The organism is Herminiimonas glaciei, assembly GCF_042664955.1.
GTDB classification, from domain to species: Bacteria; Pseudomonadota; Gammaproteobacteria; order Burkholderiales; family Burkholderiaceae_D; genus Oxalicibacterium; species Oxalicibacterium glaciei.
Genome location: NZ_JBHTBU010000001.1, coordinates 1,297,709 through 1,315,593 on the forward strand (window position 1 = coordinate 1,297,709; position 17,885 = coordinate 1,315,593).

Genomic DNA, 17,885 nt, shown 5'->3' on the forward strand with positions numbered 1-17,885 from the left:
TCCTGCCGGAATGAAACTGGTCCCCTTGAACGAAGACAATGTCTTGCAGCGCTACGAATGGATGGATGAAGACCGTCTGATCGGCTTCGTCGACTATTACGTCTTTGATCAGGTATGCATGATTATGCATACGGAAGTATCACCGGCACTCGCTGGCCAGGGTTATGGCTCACGCATGGCGGCCAGGGCGGTCGCGCACGTGCAGGCTATGGACAAACACATCGTCCCTGTTTGCGGTTTTTTCATCAGCTATCTGCGCAAGAACCCGCAACATCACGCCCTCGTAACAGCAGAAAGCCGACGCATTTTCAGCATCGGCTTTCCATGACAAGTGTTGATGTCGATTACACCTGTCCGTCCACGGACAGGTGCTGGCAACGCTGATTAACCCAGCGCAGGATAATCGGTATAGCCTTCCGCATTACCGCTGTAGAAGGTTTCCGGATGTGGCGCATTCAAAGGCGCATTGTCTTTCAAGCGCCGTGGCAAGTCAGGATTCGAGATAAACAATTTGCCGAATGCTACCGCATCGGCTTCGCCGGTGGCAATCACGTTTTCAGCGATTTCCTTGCTCATCTTTTCATTCGCGATATATACACCGCCGAAGGCTCGCTTCAATTGCGGACCCAGGCGGTTTTCGCCCAGCGATTCACGCGCGCAAATGAAAGCGATGCCACGCTTACCCATTTCGGCAGCGACATAGCCGAAGGTTGCCGCCGGATCCGAATCACTCAAATCATGCGAATCACCGCGTGGTGCCAGGTGCAAACCGACGCGGCCCGCACCCCACACTTCGATACAGGCATCGGTTACTTCCAGCATCAGGCGCGCACGGTTTTCAATCGAACCACCATAGATATCGGTACGCTGATTGGTGCTGCTTTGCAGGAATTGATCCAGCAAATAGCCATTCGCGCCATGTACTTCAACGCCGTCGAAGCCGGCGCGTTTGGCGTTTTCCGCACCTTTGCGATAAGCCGCAACGATGCCCGGGATTTCATCCAGCTCCAGTGCACGCGGTGTTGGATACTCAACTTGCGGACGCACAATGCTGACGTGACCGGCAGGCTTGATGGCACTTGGCGCCACCGGCAAATCACCGTTCAGGAACATAGGATGCGAGATGCGACCGACATGCCACAGTTGCAGCGAAATCCGGCCACCGGCTTTATGCACTGCGTCGGTCACCTTCTTCCAGCCCGCGACTTGCTCTTCGGACCAGATGCCGGGCGTATCCGCATAGCCGACGCCTTGCGGTGTCACTGCGGTGGCTTCGGTCAGGATCAAACCTGCCGATGCACGCTGCACATAATATTCGACCATCAGGTCATTCGGCACACGACCGCCGCCGATCGCGCGCGAACGGGTCAGTGGCGCCATGATGACGCGATTAGGAAGAGTCAGGTCACCGACTTTGATAGGGGTAAATAAATGGTTAGTCATCGTATTCTTTCTGAAAAATTGTCTGGAATTAATTTAAGTTAACACTGAGCGACTGCCACGGCGGGTGTCGTCGTTTCATCACCGGCCAGGCGCATCGATACGCGCATCGCCACTACTGCCGTCAGCGCAAGCACGCCTGCCGCCAACGGAACTGCCTGCAAACCAAAACCGGCACTGATGACGGAGCCGCCGACCCACGCCCCCAGCGCATTACCAACATTGAACGCGCCGATATTCAGCGTCGCCACCAGGTTCGGTGCCGCCTTACCGAAGATCATCACGTTGACTTGCAAACCCGGGACTGCAGCGAACGACACCATCGCCCACAGGAATAAATTGATTTCGACCGGAATCAGGCTCGGGCTGGTCCAGCGCACCAGCGAGCTGACCACTGCCAGCACCAGGAAGATGCCGGTCAATGCAGTGCCGAGACGCCAGTCTGCGAGGCGACCGCCGAGGTAATTACCGACCGTCAGGCCGAGACCGATCAGGAACAGGGTCCAGGTCACGCCATGCGGCGACAGTTTGGTGACGTCTTCCAGCAAAGGTGCAACATAGGTAAACAGCGCGAACGTTGCGGCGGAAAACAGCATGGTGGTTGACAGCGCAGCCCACAGGCCGGCATTGCGCAACTGCCCGATCTCGGCCCGCAAGTCGGTTTTTTCTTCATTGCGATTGACCGGCATCACGCGCCACAAACCGATCAGCGACAAAACGCCGAGTACCGCTACCGCCCAGAACGGCATTTGCCAGCCGGCGATCTGGCCCAGCGCGGTACCCAAAGGCACACCGAGTACATTCGCCAGTGTCAAACCGGTAAACATCAGCGCAACGGCAGATGCCTTGCGGTTTTCCGGCACCAGGCTGGCAGCCACCACCGAACCGATACCGAAGAATGCTCCGTGGCACAACGCAGTGATAATGCGCGCCACCATCAGGAAGTTGTAATCAGTCGCCACCGCACACAGCACATTGCCGACGATGAAGATACCCATCAATAAGAGCAAAGCACGTTTGCGCGGCAAGGAAGCCGTCGCGACCGCCATGATGGGTGCGCCTATCGCGACGCCCAGGGCATAACCGCTGATCAGCCAACCGGCACTGGGGATGGATACCGACAAACTGCGCGCCACATCGGGCAACAGGCCCATGATGACGAATTCGGTGGTACCGATGGCAAAGGCGCTCAGCGCCAATATGACTAAAGCTAAGGGCATACAGTCTTTCTGAAAGTGGGATTACAAATCGCCGTGCATCGCATCCAGGAAGGCCTGGATCGTGACTTCATTGCGTTTAAAGAAAACCCACTGACCGACGCGGCGCGGGGTAATGAGCTCCGCCGCCTGCAAGGTCGCCAGGTGGGCGGAAATAGTCGATTGCGACAAACCACTGCGTTTGTCGATCATGCCGCAGCAAACACCAAAATCCAGCGGGTGCTCCTGCTCTGCGAAATATTCTTCCGGCGATTTCAACCAGTGCAGGATTTGCCTGCGTACCGGATTTGCCAAAGCCTTGTGGATAGCATCGATGTCCATATTGATGTCCTGTATCTGTACGATTCGCCAAAAGACGAAACAAATATCGCCTTCTTCAAAATTTAATATCGTCATTATACGATATATAAATCGAGCTTGCTGGCGACCTCTGTTTTTGGGCCAATCCTTTATAAATAAAGGCTTTCCGCGCAGTTCCGATCATCATCAAATTCCAGTTTTGCGATTTTTCCTATATCAATTTCTTTCAATTTCCCCGTGTCATAAGCCTGTCATGCTCCAATGCAACAATGCCGCCAAGCAACAAGACTAAGCAGGCCACATCAGATCTTCACCTCCAGGCCGGCTGAGCCTCTGCCCCCGAACATCCAATGGAAGGCCCTCTGCCATGACTATCCGCCTGCGTATCACCCTCCTCGTCATCCTGACTTTCATCGCTATTTCACTGATCGGCGGCTACGCGGTATTCCAGTCGCGTGGCAGCGCGGTCGAAGTTAAAACCGTCACCGAAGGTGTGGTGCCGAGTACCCTCGCCTCATCCGACCTCGTTGCGCAATTAAAAGAAGTGCAGTTGTCGGCGATGGCCATCGTGTCCGAGCCGAACATGCAAATCGCAGTACAAAACAATGAAAAGCTGAGCGGCAAGAAAGACATCCTGGAAAAAGCGCTGGACCTGCAACTGAAACAGGTCGACAGCCAGGCGCAACGCGGCCTGGTCGAGCAGGCGAAGGAAAGCCTGGTCAATTACTTCGATGCGATAGACAGCACGATGCAATTGAAATTGGCCGGCAAGGATGAAATCGCCAAGGCTTCGCTGTTCGGCAATGTGGTGCAATTCCAGCAGGAACTGGAACAGATCATCGATACGCTGCGGATTGAAAAGAACCGCAGCAAGGACGTCGCAATTGCCGCCCTGAATGAAAACCTGGCGACCACCACCACCGCGATTACGGTTGTCACTATCTTTGCGGTCATCTTCCTCGCGACCATCGGCTTCCTGCTGTATCGCCAGATCACCGGTCCGATCAGCCGCATGCAAAAAATGATGAGTGAAATCGCCGCCAGCCAGGACTTCACCCGCCGCGTGCCTATCGACCGCATGGATGAAGTCGGCCACTCGATCAAGGCCTTTAACGGCATGCTGGAAAAAATCGAGGAAGCATCAGCGCTGGTACGCCAGAAAACTGCTGATATCCAGACCATGTTGCAAAATATCCCGCAAGGCATCCTGACCATCGTCGATGGCAACAAGATCCATCCGGAGTATTCGGCTTATCTGGAAACCGTGTTCGAAAGCAAGGATATCGTCGGCCGCGACATCATGGACTTTGTGTTTGCCGATACCAACCTCGGTGCCGATACATTGGCACAAATGGAAGCCATCGGCGGTGCCTGCATCGGTGAAGATTTGATGAACTTCGAATTCAACCAGCACTTGATGGTCGGTGAAATCGAAAAACGCATGCCGGACGGCCGCGTCAAGATCCTTGACCTCAGCTGGTCGCCTATCGTCGATGATAACGACATGATCGTACGCCTGATGCTGTGCGTACGCGATGTGACCGAGCTGCGCCAACTCGCCGCCGAAGCCAACGAACAAAAACGCGAACTCGAAATCATCGGTGAAATCCTCGCCGTCAGCCAGGATAAATTCCATGACTTCATCGTCAGCTCGCTGAAATTCATCGATGAAAATGAACTGGTGATCCGTCACAACACGGAAAGCAGCGACTTCACCGTTGCCAAGCTGTTCCGCAATATGCACACCATCAAGGGCAATGGCCGCACCTATGGCTTGTTGCACCTGGCCGATATCGTGCACGAAGCCGAGCAGCACTACGATGAATTGCGCAAACCGGACAGCGGTCGGGTCTGGGACCAGGCTTTGCTGCTGGATGAGCTGGCCGGTGTACGCGCCGCCGTTGAACGCTATGCCCGCATCAATGAAGTCAGCCTGAGCCGCCAGGGTCCGGGCCGTGGCGGCAAGGTTGACAGCTATCTGATGATCGATAAAAAGCATATCCAGGAAAGCCTGCATCGCCTGGAAAACGTGAATACCGCCAACCTGCACGAGCTGGTCGCCGTGCGCAATGCCGTACGCCGCACGCTGCGCCTGCTGGGTACCGAACGTATCGATGAAACACTGTCCGGCGTGATCGAATCGATGCCGGCACTGGCGCAGGAATTGGGCAAGAAAGCACCGAAAATAGAGATCAAGGATGGCGGCTACGTCGTCCACAACCAGATCAGCGCCCTGCTCAAGGATGTCTTCATGCACCTGATCCGCAACGCGATGGACCACGGCATCGAAACGCCTGAGGTACGCGTCGCACTGGGCAAACCGGAAGCCGGCAAGATCAGCCTGGGCATGGACATGGCAGAACAGATGCTGAACATCACACTGCGCGATGACGGCCGTGGCCTGGCCTTGAAACGCATACGCCAGATCGCTTTGGATAAAGGTTTGAGCGAAGCGCCGGAACAGCTGGATGATTTGGCCGCGGCACGCCTGATCCTGCAAGCCGGCTTCTCGACTGCCGACAAGGTCAGCGAAGTATCCGGTCGTGGTGTCGGCATGGATGCGGTACTGGCTTTCGTCAGCCGTGAAAACGGCAGCATCGATATCCGCTTCGACGATGACGCAACAGGCGCGGATTTCCGCCAGTTCCACATCATCGTTGCATTGCCGGCCGCCTTTGCCGTCAAAGCCGATGAGGCGGACGACACATTGCTGCAGGAATTGTTGCAAACACCATTGTCCGAACACAGCAATACCAAGGATCTTCCGGACGATAGCCGCGTGGCCTGAGTACCGAACCGGAAGTGCCCTGAGAACCACTGAACAGAGAATCGATTGCCATCATGCTTAACTCTATTATTTTCCTTGTCATCGGCCTGCTGCTTGCCGGCTTGTTCCAGCAATGGCGTATCCGCAAACTGAATCGCCGCCTGGCCGGCATGGTCGATATCGCACAAGCGCAAGCACTCGAACATGACCTGCAAAACGTGATGCGCGATATGCAGCAAAAGATGGAACAGCATGAACAATTGCTGGAACAGGAAAAGCTCCTGAACCAGGATCAGCTGTCGCAGTTACAGGAAGAGCATGAACAATTGATCCGGAGCTTGTCCGAACGCAATGCAGACAGCAATGCAATCGCAGTGGAGAACTGCGAACGTGCGGCCGATACCATTGCCCGCCTGATGGGTCTGATCAAAACCTTCGAACGCTGGCATGACGATATGGGCGTGCTGATCAAGCACAACCGTGAAATGCGCGTGAAGAACGATGAATTTGCACTGATCGTCAACCAGGTCATCATCGTCGCCTTGAATGCATCTATCGAAGCAGCGCGCGCCGGGGAACACGGTCGTGGCTTTGCCGTGGTCGCTGCCGAAGTCCGCTCACTGGCACAGCGTGCCGAGAAGCTGTCCAAGAGCTATCGCAGCAACCTGCATGAAAGCGACCTGATCACCACCACCACTTTCCAGGACCTGCAAGCCGGCGGCAAGATGATCGTCGGTGCCGTCATTGGCCTGAACCTGGTCAACGACAAAACCAAAGAAGCACTTACCGTTTAAAGCATCATGATCAGTCCACACGCGCAAGAAGGCTTCGACACCTTACTCATCCGTTCGCTGAAGGCCAGCCTGCCGGCGGCGATTGAACACAGCGATATCTGCATTACTTCCGAAGTCAGCGAGCTGGTCGACCAGGAAGCTGTGGTACTCACGGTTTCGTCCTACCTGTTCCGCCTGATGGTGATGATCCATTTCAAGCAAGACAGGCAAACCACCGCATACATGGTCGGCAGCCAGGAACTGGCGGAAGAAGGCAGCGAGCGCCCGGCCTTCCATGATGCAATCGCGGAATACGGCAATTTGTTTTGCGGCATCCTGAATCGCGAGCTCGGCAGCTACTTCCCGCACATCGGTATGTCGACGCCCAACTTCCTCGACGGCCATTGCCTGTCCTATATAGAAATGCTCAACTGCAGCCACATCCAGCACTTCGCCGTCAACGTTGACGGCGCACCGCTGTTCCACGTCAGCCTGTGCGTCAGTGCATATGACGACCTGGATTTTGAAGTGGCGGAAGATGAAGCCAGCGCCAGTACCGGTGAACTCGAATTATTTTAATTACTTGAAAAGAAAAACATGGCACAAATACTCGTAGTCGATGACTCCGCCACCGTCCGCAATGAAGTGGGCGATTTCCTGAAAAAGAATGACCTTGATGTGATCCTCGCGGTTGACGGTCGCGACGGCCTGGCCAAGCTGAAAGGCGATTCGAGCATCAAGCTCGTGATCTCGGACGTGAATATGCCGAATATGGATGGCCTGACCATGGCTGAAAAAATCCGCAGCGAACTTGGCAACACGAACGTCAACATCATCATGTTGACCACTGAAAATTCACCGATGATGAAAGAACGCGGCAAGGCTGCCGGTATCAAGGGCTGGATCGTCAAGCCATTCAAAGGTGATGCGGTCCTGGCGACCTTCAAGAAACTGGTAGCCTGACAGGCTTACAGGCGCTGCTAGTTATAAATAGGCAGCGCCAGGAATAGTTTGATCACCAGCGCATTCGCGATATCGATAAAGAATGCGCTGACCATAGGCACCACCAAGAAAGCCACATGTGACGGCCCGAAACGTTCCGTCACTGCCTGCATATTGGCAATCGCGGTCGGCGTGGCACCGAGGCCAAATCCGCAATGCCCCGCTGCCAGCACCGCAGCATCGTAATTGGAACCCATCACGCGGAAAGTGACGAATGCCGCATACGCTGCCATCGCCACTGCCTGCACCGCCAGTATGAGCAAGACCGGCAAGGCCAGCGTTGCCAGGTCCCATAAGCGCAAACTCATCAGCGCCATCGCCAGGAACAGCGACAGGCTGACATTGCCCAGCAACTGGATCGCACGTTCAAATATCTTGTAGCCAACCAGCGCCGACAAGCCATTACTCAGCACGACACCGACAAATAACACGCACACAAAAGTCGGCAATTCAAATGCGGTGCCGTTCAATTGATTAGCGAATACGGTACCGACCGAAAGACTGATCGCGATCAATGCGAGGGCCTCGATAAAAGCTTGCGGCGTAATCAGTTGTACCGCTTTCGGCTTTTCGAAGCTTTGCTGTATCTTGTCTTCGGCATCCTGTTCCGTTTCAGTTGATTGCAACTGAAAACGTTTTACAAGAAATCCCGCTACCGGGCCGCCTACCAGGCCACCCAGGATCAGACCGAAGGTGGCACATGCGATCGCAATTTCAGTCGCTGCCGCCAGGCCATGCCGCTCGGCAAATACCTTGCCCCATGCTGCGCCGGTACCATGGCCACCGGATAATGAAATCGATGCACCCAGCAAACCGATGAGCGGATCCAGCCCCATCAGCTTGGCCATGCTGATGCCTATAATATTTTGTGCGACCAGTAAACCCAGCACGACAACGAGGAACAGGGTCAGCGTGCGACCGCCCGATTTCAGGCTGGCCAGATTCGCATTCAAGCCTATGGTGGCAAAGAAAGTCAGCATCAGCGGGCCTTGCAGGCTGCCGTCGAACTGCACCTGCGCATCGGACACGCTGCGCAATGCAAACAGCAACAAGGCGACCAGCAAGCCGCCGACCACCGGTTCGGGAATGCTATAGGTTTTGAGGAAAGTAGACGACGCGACCAGTTTGCGCCCCAATAACAATACGAGCGATGCAGCCACCAGGGTTTGCAGGACATCTAAACTAATCATTTACTGCCTTTCGTTTCTTTGAACGACTATCAGAAAACCGGACATCCGCAGGCTGGAACCATCAAAAGACGGCAAATCGCTCTACGTATATGGGCAGACGCCATGCATCAATTAACATCTGATACACCACATTACAGCATCGCAATTTTTCCTTCAAGCTGCTTCGATGCCGTCACATGAGCGAGTGCCTCGGCAAACGAAGCGAGTGCCGGTGCCCAACCCGTGCGCGGCGCAGCAACGAAATAGGTATCCACCACGCCGAGTCGCGATGGCAGCTTCAGGCAATAAATCGGGAAGCGGTGTTTGTGTGCGTCGAACACGACCTTGGGCATCAATGCATAGCCCATGCCGGCCCCGACGCAACCGAGGATGGCATCGAGTGAGCCGAAGTCGACCATGCGCGAGGAAAAGACGCCGCTGTCAGCCAGCAGCAAATCGACCCGCTGGCGATAACTGCAGCCCTGGCCAAACACCAGGAAAGTTGACGCGCGTAACTCATCGGCCGATGGCATGGCTTTCAGCGGCGACGCTGATACCAGCACCAACTCTTCGCGATAAGCCTTGTATTGGTACAAACGCGGATTTTCCAGTTTGCCGGCAATGAAGACACAATCAAAGCGCCCTTCATGCAAACCGGCCACCAGCTTTGCCGTCGGCCCGGTCGTCAGCTTCAGCTCCACGTCCGGATGACTCGCATGGAATTGCGTCAGCAAGGGCGGCAAACGGAGCGCGGTCGTGGTTTCCATCGCCCCCACCCGCAAACTGCCGCTAACCTCGCCCCCCTTGAACAGGGCCAGCGCTTCATCGTGTGTCTGGATCAAGCGCTCGGCATAAGCCATCAGGGTAAAGCCGGCCGAACTTGGCCGAGCGGGTGTGCCGCGCTCTATCAATTGCGCGCCGACTTCATCTTCCAGTTTTTTGATATGCGCGGTCACATTCGACTGCACCGTGTGGTGTCGTTCGGCAGCTGCGACAAAGCTGCCGGTTTCGGCCACCGCAATGAATAAGCGTAATGATTTCAGATCCATATTCCCACCTCCGGCATACAGCCGTGCATCTCTAAACGTGATACAGCTTATCATTACTAATCGTTTGTAGTGCTATCTTTGCGCGACTATGATGCTATCAACAAGAGTCCTTCTTGCATCGAAAATAGAAAACATATGCCCTCACGCAGCGACTTACCCGCTATCGCAGTTGGCACCACGGCAACCTTGGCCGCCGTTGGCTTGGCGCGGCTCGCCTACACGCCTTTGTTGCCGGCTGTCATCCATCAGGGCTGGTTCCCCAGCTCGCAAGCGGTCTACCTGGGTGCCGCCAACCTGCTGGGTTACCTGCTGGGTGCGCTACTGGCATTTCGCCTGTCCGAACGTTTTGATGCACGCAAACTATTAGGGCTATCCTTTGCCGCCATCGTCCTGAGTTTCGTCCTGTGTGCATTACCGGCACCGTTTAGCTGGTTTTTTATCTGGCGTTTCATCTCCGGCCTGGCCGGCGGCTTGCTGATGGTGATCGGGCCTGCAGTGGCATTAACCGCAATACCACCGGAACGCAGGGCTACTGTAGCGTCCTTCGTCTTCACCGGGATCGGGATGGGCGCGATACTCTCGGCCAGCCTGATCCCGATGTTGTTGCGCCTGAACCTGAGCGCAGCCTGGCTGGTACTGGGACTGTTGACCCTGGTCGCAGGCCTGCTGGCGGACTGGGGCTTACGGCGGCTCGCCAATCTTGCCCCCGACAATAAAGCTGCAAGCACCCGGGCGGATACAGCTGCGGTTGCAGATCAGCCGCTCCCGGCTTTAAGCATGGCTGCTTTGCTGGTTGTGGTTGCCTATGGTTTCGATGCCGCCGGTTTCATTCCGCACACGGTATTCTGGGTCGACTTCCTCGACCGCGAAAAAGCGCTGGGTACTGATGCCGCTTCGTTCCAATGGCTGCTATTCGGCATCGGTGCGATTATCGGCCCGCTGCTGGCAGGTTTCATAGGGCAGCGTTTCGGCTGGCGCCGCAGCCTGGCACTGGGCTTCTTTATCAAAGCCGCCGCGATTGCGATACCGTTGTTATCGATCACCTTGTTTTGGCGTTCCGCATCATCGTTGATCGTCGGCGTCATGGTGACGGGATTGGTGACCCTGACTTCCGGCCGTGTGATGGAACTGGTCGGCCCCACCGCGTACAAGCGGGTCTGGGGCATAGGCGCAGTCTCCTTCTCCAGCGCACAAGCCTTATCCGGTTACGGCATGTCAGCACTGTATGGTGTGCTCGGTAGCTACCTGCCCCTGTTCGCACTTGGCAGCTTGCTCATGGCCAGCGGCTGCCTGTTGCTCATGCTCACACCAAAAACGACCAGCGTTAATAATGCCGCCGCCCCTATTCCAGCCACACTCGGTCTATGCAAAAAGGAAAATTGATATGCAATTACTGTTGAACCGGACCTCGCCTTACGCTCGTGTCGCACGCGTAGTCGCGATTGAAAAAGGCTATGCCGACAAGCTGGTGCTGGTCTGGAGCGATCCCTGGAATGAAGACGCGCACTTGCTGCGACATAATCCGGTGCGCCGCGTGCCGGTACTGGTGACGCAAGACGGCGTCAGCATTGCCGAGTCGCTACTGATCGCCCTGTATCTCAATCAAACCGGCGATGGCGATAACTTACTGCCGCCCGAGCACAGCGCATCCATCCTGCACCTGACCGGCTTGGCACAAGGCTTGATCGATGCGGCCTTCACCACCATGATTACGCGCAAACACCACGGCAAGGAAATCGACGATAGCGTACTCGGCCAGCGCCGCCTGCAGGCGATAGCGCGCATCCTGCCGGTACTGAATGAGGATTGCACTTCATCTGCTTCCCTGACATTGGCAGACATTGTCATTGCCGTCGCGCTCGACTACCTCGCTTTCCGTTTGCCCGAAGTCGCGTGGCAGCAGCAATATCCGGCGCTGGCTGAGTTGCATGCGCGCATGCTGCAACGCCGGAGTTTTGCCGAAACGGTTTTCAGCTAGGGCGGCCTTGTAGCGGGCGGCTTACGTACCAGAATAGCAAAGCCAGCCCACTCACCATTGCACCCAGCAGGCATACCGCTGACCAGCCGCCGAGCGCAAAAGCCTTGGTGGCGGCAATCGCACCGAGGCCGCTGCCGACTGCATAAAACATCATGTAGCAACCGACCAGTCGACTCGATGAGCCTTCCTGTACATTGAAGATCATGCTTTGATTCGTCACGTGTATCGCCTGCCCGGCCAGATCCAGCAAAACAATACCGAGGATCAGGAAAACCCAGCCATAGTGCATCAGCGCCAATGGCAACCATGACAGCAGCAGCAAGAGCAATGCCGCCGCACTGGTCCTTTGTCCCCAGCCTTGATCAGCCCAGTGCCCGGCCCGGCCCGCCGCCAGTGCGCCGACCACACCTATCAGGCCCAGCGCTCCTATCGCCGTCTTTGAGTAGTGATAAGGTGCGGTACTCAAAGACAAGACCACCGCACTCCAGAATATGCTCAGTGCGGCAAACATCAGCATTGCAATCACGCCGCGCACTTGCAGTACGCGCTCCTGCCACATCAACCTGCCCATCGAAGCCAGTAGCTGCAAATATGACAAACCGGTAGCCGGCGTATGGCGTCGCGGCAGGATGCGCAGCAAGACCAATCCCAGCAATAACATCAGGCTGGCGGAAACCAGGTACACCATGCGCCAGCTTGAAATATCCGCGATCGCACCGGCCAGTACCCGCGCCGAAAGCAAACCAACCAGCACCCCGGCCTGGGTGGTGCCGACCACGCGCCCGCGCTCGTTCGGCGCCGCAATCGTCGCGGCATAGGCGATCAAACCTTGCGTCATTGCAGTACCGAGCAAACCGACAAAGAACATCCCCAGCAACAAGTAAAGCGGTGCCGCGGCCGCAGCAACCAACACCAGCGCCAACACCAAAGCTGCCAATTGCACGAGCAACAGGCGACGCCGATCCAGCATATCGCCCAGCGGCACCAGCAGCAGCAATGCAAATGCACTGCCCGCCTGCGTCACGGTGACCACGATGCCGATCACGCCTGCAGTCAAACCAAAATCCGTCGCCAGTGCCTCCAGCAATGGCTGCGCATAATAAACATTAGCGACACTCAAGCCGCAAGCGGTGGCAAACAGCCACACCATCCAGCCCGGCACGCTGATCGCAGCATTGGCTTTCGCACACACCCCCGCTGCGCTTAATTGTTGACACGTCATGACACACCTCAATCTGGTTGCAATTTAAAACCAATTGAAGTATGCCCAAAATGGTTTTAAAATGCAACCAGATTAAAACACTTCGTTGAAACAGGACAAATATGGCCAGGAAAGACAACTTGCAAACAGAGCCCTGCCCGGTTGCACGCGCGCTGGAAGTAATCGGTGACCGATGGGCCTTGCTGATCGTGCGCAATGCTTTCGACGGCATGACCCGCTTTGGCGATTTTCAAAAAGATTTGGGGATCGCGAAGAATATCCTGTCGGATCGTTTGCACAAACTGGTCGCGCAAGGCGTGCTGGAAGCAGTTCCGGCGGCGGACGGCAGCGCTTATCAAGACTATGTCTTGACCACCAAAGGCGAAGCGCTGTTCACCATCATCGTCAGCCTGCGGCAATGGGGCGAGGAATATCTGTTTGACAAAAATGAACCGCGTTCAGTCCTGGTAGAACGCGCGAGCGGCAAAGCGATTCCCAAACTGGAACCACGCTCCGCTAACGGCCGCAAACTCAATGGTGGCAATACCCTGGTACGGAAAATCGATAGCTGACCCAGGCCCCGACTTCGATTCCACCATAGCTACATTGCAAGCTTGCCGGAATGACATCCACCTTAAGTCAGCCTTAAGTATTGCCGCCTAATCTGCCTCCCGTACCAGTCAACAACGGGAAGTCAGCATGAAGCAGACAAATCAGGCAGCACCCTATACGTCCGTCACGGCGCATGGCACTGCGCACACCTTCTCCATCAACAGTGTGCTGCCTTTGCTCGGCATCTTCCTGCCGGTATTGCTATTTTGCGCACTCGCAATCGATATTAAAAACGATGTCGGCTATGCCCTTGACGCTTCCATCCTGCTGGCACTCCATGCATATGCAACGCCCTTACTGGACAACATTGCACTCAAGGTTTCTGCCGCCGTCACCGCCATCAGCCTGTTGGTGTTGGCCTTCCTCGTCATCAAACGTAAATGGTATGTACTGACATTTTGGTTGTTGACGGTCGGCGGTTCCGCCATCCTGAATATCACCGTCAAACACATCGTGCAACGACACCGGCCGGCCTTGTGGAACCTGGTCGCACCGGAAAGCACGTTTAGCTTCCCCAGCGGCCACGCGATGCAGGCAATGACGCTCGCGCTGGGACTGGTGTTCCTGCTACGCAATGCGCACCACCTGCGCAACATCGCGGTCGTCGCCACCATCTTTGTCGCCCTGGTCGGCGTATGCCGCATGTACCTCGGCCTGCACTATCCATCCGATATTGCCGCCAGTTCATTGCTGTCGCTGGCATGGGTGACAAGCGTCATCATGCTATTTGATCAATCACGTCTATTTATCACTACACCCGGCGACAACTTTCCATCCGGCAAGTATCGCCATGCTTAACCCACTCTTAACGTCGCCGGCGTTAGCCTGCGCGGACAGGCCGCCCTGCAGCAGGGCGATGTTGCCGTGAATGGAGCAAGCATGCGTGTATTACTGGTAGAAGACGATTCGATGATAGGTGAAAGCCTGGAAGAAGGACTGCGCAAGGAAAACTACGCAGTCGACTGGGTGCAGGACGGCCATGCGGCGGAGCTTGCACTGTGCAATCACACTTACGATCTCATCCTGCTCGACATCGGCTTGCCGCGCAAGGATGGCATACGCGTACTCGATGACTATCGCCGCAAGCATGGCGATGCGGCGGTGCTGATCATCTCGGCACGCGATGCAACCAGTGCCCGCATTGAAGGCCTGGATGCGGGTGCCGACGACTACCTGATCAAGCCCTTTGACCTCGACGAATTATTTGCCCGCATGCGCGCCCTGATAAGGCGCCGTGCCGGGCGCAGCAATCCGGAGCTGACTTATGCGGATTTAAGTATCAATCCGGCGACCCGCACGATTACCTACAAAGGCGCACCACTGCATTTATCGGCACGCGAATTCGCGCTGCTGCTGGCGCTGGTGGACCAGCCTGGCCGCGTGATGTCGCGCGCACAGCTGGAAGAACGCCTGTACGGCTGGAATGAAGAGATAGGCAGCAATGCGATCGAAGTCTATGTGCACGGCTTGCGTAAAAAGCTCGGGACGGATTTCATCAAGAACGTGCGCGGCATAGGCTACAAACTGGGGCTGGCAGCATGATCAGTATCCGACGCAAGCTACTCATGTATCTGTTTGGCGGCATGATCTCCGCCACCTTGCTGGCCGGCTTTGCCACCTATCTGCAGGTGCGGCATGAGATGAATGAAATGTTCGATTATCAATTGCAGCAGATAGCGACGGCCTTCCCTACCGAGTTATCGGTCGGGCATACGCTGCCGGTAGGTGATGATTCGGAAGATGAAGTCATGCTGCAGATCTGGGACAAGGATAATCAACTCTTGTTTACCTCGGCCCCGACCATCAACCTGCGCCGGGTTAACACCATAGGTTTCAGCAAGACCAAGCTGAACCAGCAAAACTGGCGCGTCTATAGCCAGCTCGACCAGGGACGTTTCATCCAGGTCTCGCAACCCACCGCCATCCGTAACCGTATGGCGGCATCCATGGCTTTGCGTTCCCTGATTCCGTTCGTCGTATTGATACCCTTGCTGGGCTTGCTGATCTGGATCGTGGTCGGGCGCGCGCTGCAGCCGATAGGACGCCTCGCCTCTTCCATTAACCAGCGCACGCCGGAAGCACTGGAAGCGATCAGCGACGGTTCATATCCACCGGAATTGCAACCCATGCTGCTCGCCTTGAATGGCTTGCTGGCGCGACTGGAACAGGCGCGCACCACGCAACGTGCTTTCGTCTCGGATGCCGCACATGAATTGCGGACCCCGCTGGCGGCTCTCAAACTGCAACTGCAACTCGTCGAACGCGACAACCAGGACCCTAAATTGCAGACCGGCCTGGGCAAATTACATGAACGCCTGAACCGCGCCAATCACCTGGTGCAACAGCTGTTGACGCTGGCACGCCATGAGGGACGCCTGCCGGATCGGCGCTACCAAAAAGTGGACTTGCACAAACTGGTGGCAAGCGTGGTGTCCGAGTTGGCCCCGCAAGCGGAAAACAAACACGTCGACCTCGGCGTCGTTGCATCGGAAGCCTCCGGCAACGGGCCGGTCTTCGTCTCCGGCGACGTCGAAAACCTGCGCATCCTGCTCGGCAACCTGGTCGACAACGCAGTCCGCTACACCCCGGCACATGGCCGGGTCGATGTCAGCGTTGCGTCAACTGACGGCCATGCCTTGCTGCAAGTCGCCGACAACGGCAGCGGCATCCCGCCCGCAGACAGGGAACGTGTATTCGATCGCTTCTACCGCCGTGAAGGCAGCGGCGAATCCGGCAGCGGACTCGGCCTCTTCATCGCCAAAACCATCGCCGCCCAGCACGACGCAACGATAGAACTGGGCAGCGTCAAGGACGGCAGCGGCTTGCTTGCCACCGTACGCCTCAAACAACTCCTCGTCACCGATCAGGCACCGCGCGCTGACGCCACATTCATCCTGCGGGAAAAACATGAATCACCAAGCATTTCCTAAATCCATGCCGTTTGCAGCACCATCCTTGCCGGCCCGAGCCCGCCCGCTCCCGTCCTATGCCTGGTACTTGCTGGGAGCAGCCTTATTGTTGCTGGCCTATCGCATCGGCTTGATGGCGCTGCTGCCGCTGGCTGACACCACGGAAGCGCGTTATGGCGAAATCGCGAGGCAGGCGGTCAGCAACGGCTTCTGGCTGATGCCGCATATCGATCCGCAAACACCGTTCTTTGCCAAGCCACCGCTGTCGACCTGGGCCAGTGCCGTCTCCATGCAAATGTTTGGTATCAATGAATTCGCCGCGCGCCTGCCGGCATTGCTGGCATCGTTGCTGGCAATCGTGGTCGCGATGGCTTTTGCGCAAGAAATGAAGCTGCGGCGCAGCTGGCTGGTCGCCCCGGTGCTGGCCGCTTCGCCGCTGTTCTTCCTGTGCGCCGGTGCTGTCATGACCGATGCACTGCAAATGGTGATTATCGTCGCGGCACTCTACTTCGCATGGCGCACATTAAATACTGTCGGCGATGCAGCCTTCAAATGGCGCCTCGCATTCTGGAGCATGGTCGGCCTGGGTGCCTTGTGCAAGGGCCTCGCGACCTGGGCATTGATAGGCTTGCCACTGATCGCTTATGCACTGGTGGAACGACGTCCGTGGCAAATGTTCCGCCAGGTATTCAGCTGGGGCGGCCTGGCGCTGGCTCTCGGTATCTTCATGCCGTGGTATATCGCCGCTGAATACACTCATCCCGGCTTTCTCAATTACTTCATCATCGGCGAACACTTTTCCCGCTTCCTGGTACCCGGCTGGAAAGGTGATCAGTACGGCATCGCACAACAGCAACCTATGGGTGCGATCTGGGTCTTCTGGAGTATAGGCATGTTGCCGTGGCTGGGCGTGTTCATCAGTGAATTGCTGCGCTTCTTCAGCAAGCGTCCCAAACAGTCGTTGCCGATAGAGCGTTTCCTCTGGTGTGCGACGCTGGCACCCTTGCTGTTCTTCACTTTCAGCCGCAACATTATCTGGACTTACGGCCTGACTGCGGCCCTGCCTTTCAGCGTACTGGTAGCAAGGTGGCTGGAAAATACCAGCGCAACAACGCAAAGCCGCACCGGCATCTCGGTCGCGATGCTGGCCGTACTGGCACTCATGTGTGGCCCGTATGTCATCAGCAAAGCCAGCGCCAATTCAGACCGGGATTTGATACAAGCCTTCCATCATATGGCGGCACCGGGAACCCAGCTGGCGTATCGTGTCCGCCCTGCATACTCGTCCGATTACTATGCACGCAATGCATTGCACTACGAACCTGACGCTGCCCTCAGCAAAAATACGCGCAATGAACTGGTGGTAATAGATCGCAGCGAATTGACGCGACAGGCCATCCCGGCTGATCACATTTTGTTTGTCGGGAAAAGCCGGGCCTTGGTAAGGCCGGAGTGAAATTACTATTGA

Annotated in this window: 18 protein-coding genes; 12 read left to right on the forward strand and 6 right to left on the reverse strand. The window is 56.3% G+C overall.

Going from position 1 to position 17,885, the window contains the following annotated elements:
- Positions 1-10 precede the first annotated feature (10 nt).
- Positions 11-328, forward strand: a complete 318-nt coding sequence (locus tag ACFQPC_RS05695; protein ID WP_382270702.1) for a GNAT family N-acetyltransferase — start codon at positions 11-13, stop codon at positions 326-328.
- 56 nt (positions 329-384) lie between these two features.
- Here the strand turns inward: ACFQPC_RS05695 and ACFQPC_RS05700 are convergent, their stop codons facing one another.
- The 3 genes from ACFQPC_RS05700 to ACFQPC_RS05710 are packed head-to-tail and all read right to left on the reverse strand — an operon-like array spanning position 385 to position 2,978.
- The gene (locus tag ACFQPC_RS05700) at positions 385-1,443 is read right to left on the reverse strand and encodes an alkene reductase (protein WP_382270703.1); all 1,059 of its coding nucleotides are present in this window, start codon (positions 1,441-1,443) and stop codon (positions 385-387) included.
- Between the two features lie 38 nt (positions 1,444-1,481).
- Positions 1,482-2,660 (reverse strand): MFS transporter, encoded by a 1,179-nt coding sequence (locus tag ACFQPC_RS05705; RefSeq protein ID WP_382270705.1) that lies wholly within the window; start codon positions 2,658-2,660, stop codon positions 1,482-1,484.
- 21 nt (positions 2,661-2,681) lie between these two features.
- Positions 2,682-2,978, reverse strand: a complete 297-nt coding sequence (locus ACFQPC_RS05710) for an ArsR/SmtB family transcription factor (protein ID WP_382270707.1) — start codon at positions 2,976-2,978, stop codon at positions 2,682-2,684.
- A gap of 346 nt (positions 2,979-3,324) precedes the next feature.
- Between ACFQPC_RS05710 and ACFQPC_RS05715 the strand changes: the two genes are divergently transcribed.
- The 4 genes from ACFQPC_RS05715 to ACFQPC_RS05730 are packed head-to-tail and all read left to right on the forward strand — an operon-like array spanning position 3,325 to position 7,460.
- Positions 3,325-5,745 carry a HAMP domain-containing protein gene (locus tag ACFQPC_RS05715; protein WP_382270709.1) on the forward strand — a complete coding sequence of 807 codons (2,421 nt, stop codon included), beginning with the start codon at positions 3,325-3,327 and terminating at the stop codon, positions 5,743-5,745.
- A gap of 53 nt (positions 5,746-5,798) precedes the next feature.
- Positions 5,799-6,518 (forward strand): methyl-accepting chemotaxis protein, encoded by a 720-nt coding sequence (locus tag ACFQPC_RS05720; RefSeq protein ID WP_382270711.1) that lies wholly within the window; start codon positions 5,799-5,801, stop codon positions 6,516-6,518.
- 6 nt (positions 6,519-6,524) lie between these two features.
- Complete coding sequence (locus tag ACFQPC_RS05725; RefSeq protein ID WP_382270713.1) at positions 6,525-7,076, forward strand: hypothetical protein; 552 nt, start codon at positions 6,525-6,527, stop codon at positions 7,074-7,076.
- Between the two features lie 18 nt (positions 7,077-7,094).
- The gene (locus ACFQPC_RS05730) at positions 7,095-7,460 is read left to right on the forward strand and encodes a response regulator (RefSeq protein ID WP_382270715.1); all 366 of its coding nucleotides are present in this window, start codon (positions 7,095-7,097) and stop codon (positions 7,458-7,460) included.
- A 17-nt stretch (positions 7,461-7,477) separates the two neighbouring features.
- Here ACFQPC_RS05730 and gltS read toward each other — a convergent pair whose 3' ends face one another.
- Both gltS and ACFQPC_RS05740 read right to left on the reverse strand, forming a co-directional pair.
- Entirely contained in the window at positions 7,478-8,689 is a 1,212-nt protein-coding gene (gltS, locus tag ACFQPC_RS05735; protein ID WP_382270717.1) for a sodium/glutamate symporter, read from the reverse strand.
- Between the two features lie 131 nt (positions 8,690-8,820).
- Positions 8,821-9,717 (reverse strand): LysR substrate-binding domain-containing protein, encoded by an 897-nt coding sequence (locus ACFQPC_RS05740; RefSeq protein ID WP_382270719.1) that lies wholly within the window; start codon positions 9,715-9,717, stop codon positions 8,821-8,823.
- 135 nt (positions 9,718-9,852) lie between these two features.
- On the opposite strand from ACFQPC_RS05740, the gene ACFQPC_RS05745 reads away from it, so the two are divergent.
- Positions 9,853-11,100: a YbfB/YjiJ family MFS transporter gene (locus ACFQPC_RS05745; RefSeq protein WP_382270720.1), complete on the forward strand. Its 1,248-nt coding sequence runs from the start codon at positions 9,853-9,855 to the stop codon at positions 11,098-11,100.
- A gap of 1 nt (position 11,101) precedes the next feature.
- Positions 11,102-11,695, forward strand: a complete 594-nt coding sequence (locus tag ACFQPC_RS05750; protein WP_382270722.1) for a glutathione S-transferase N-terminal domain-containing protein — start codon at positions 11,102-11,104, stop codon at positions 11,693-11,695.
- Here ACFQPC_RS05750 and ACFQPC_RS05755 read toward each other — a convergent pair.
- Positions 11,688-12,917 carry an MFS transporter gene (locus ACFQPC_RS05755; protein ID WP_382270723.1) on the reverse strand — a complete coding sequence of 410 codons (1,230 nt, stop codon included), beginning with the start codon at positions 12,915-12,917 and terminating at the stop codon, positions 11,688-11,690. The two genes, ACFQPC_RS05750 and ACFQPC_RS05755, sit on opposite strands and share 8 nt — an antisense overlap.
- A gap of 101 nt (positions 12,918-13,018) precedes the next feature.
- On the opposite strand from ACFQPC_RS05755, the gene ACFQPC_RS05760 reads away from it, so the two are divergent.
- The 5 genes from ACFQPC_RS05760 (at position 13,019) to ACFQPC_RS05780 (ending at position 17,873) form a co-directional block, all read left to right on the forward strand.
- A complete protein-coding gene (locus ACFQPC_RS05760; protein ID WP_382270725.1) occupies positions 13,019-13,468 on the forward strand; it encodes a winged helix-turn-helix transcriptional regulator in 450 nt (149 codons plus the stop codon).
- A 127-nt stretch (positions 13,469-13,595) separates the two neighbouring features.
- The gene (locus tag ACFQPC_RS05765; RefSeq protein WP_382270726.1) at positions 13,596-14,306 is read left to right on the forward strand and encodes a phosphatase PAP2 family protein; all 711 of its coding nucleotides are present in this window, start codon (positions 13,596-13,598) and stop codon (positions 14,304-14,306) included.
- A gap of 81 nt (positions 14,307-14,387) precedes the next feature.
- Entirely contained in the window at positions 14,388-15,050 is a 663-nt protein-coding gene (locus ACFQPC_RS05770) for a response regulator (protein WP_382270728.1), read from the forward strand.
- Positions 15,047-16,438 (forward strand): ATP-binding protein, encoded by a 1,392-nt coding sequence (locus ACFQPC_RS05775; RefSeq protein WP_382270729.1) that lies wholly within the window; start codon positions 15,047-15,049, stop codon positions 16,436-16,438. Before ACFQPC_RS05770 ends, ACFQPC_RS05775 begins: the two co-directional genes overlap by 4 nt.
- Complete coding sequence (locus ACFQPC_RS05780; RefSeq protein ID WP_382270731.1) at positions 16,416-17,873, forward strand: ArnT family glycosyltransferase; 1,458 nt, start codon at positions 16,416-16,418, stop codon at positions 17,871-17,873. Before ACFQPC_RS05775 ends, ACFQPC_RS05780 begins: the two co-directional genes overlap by 23 nt.
- Positions 17,874-17,885: the final 12 nt, after the last annotated feature.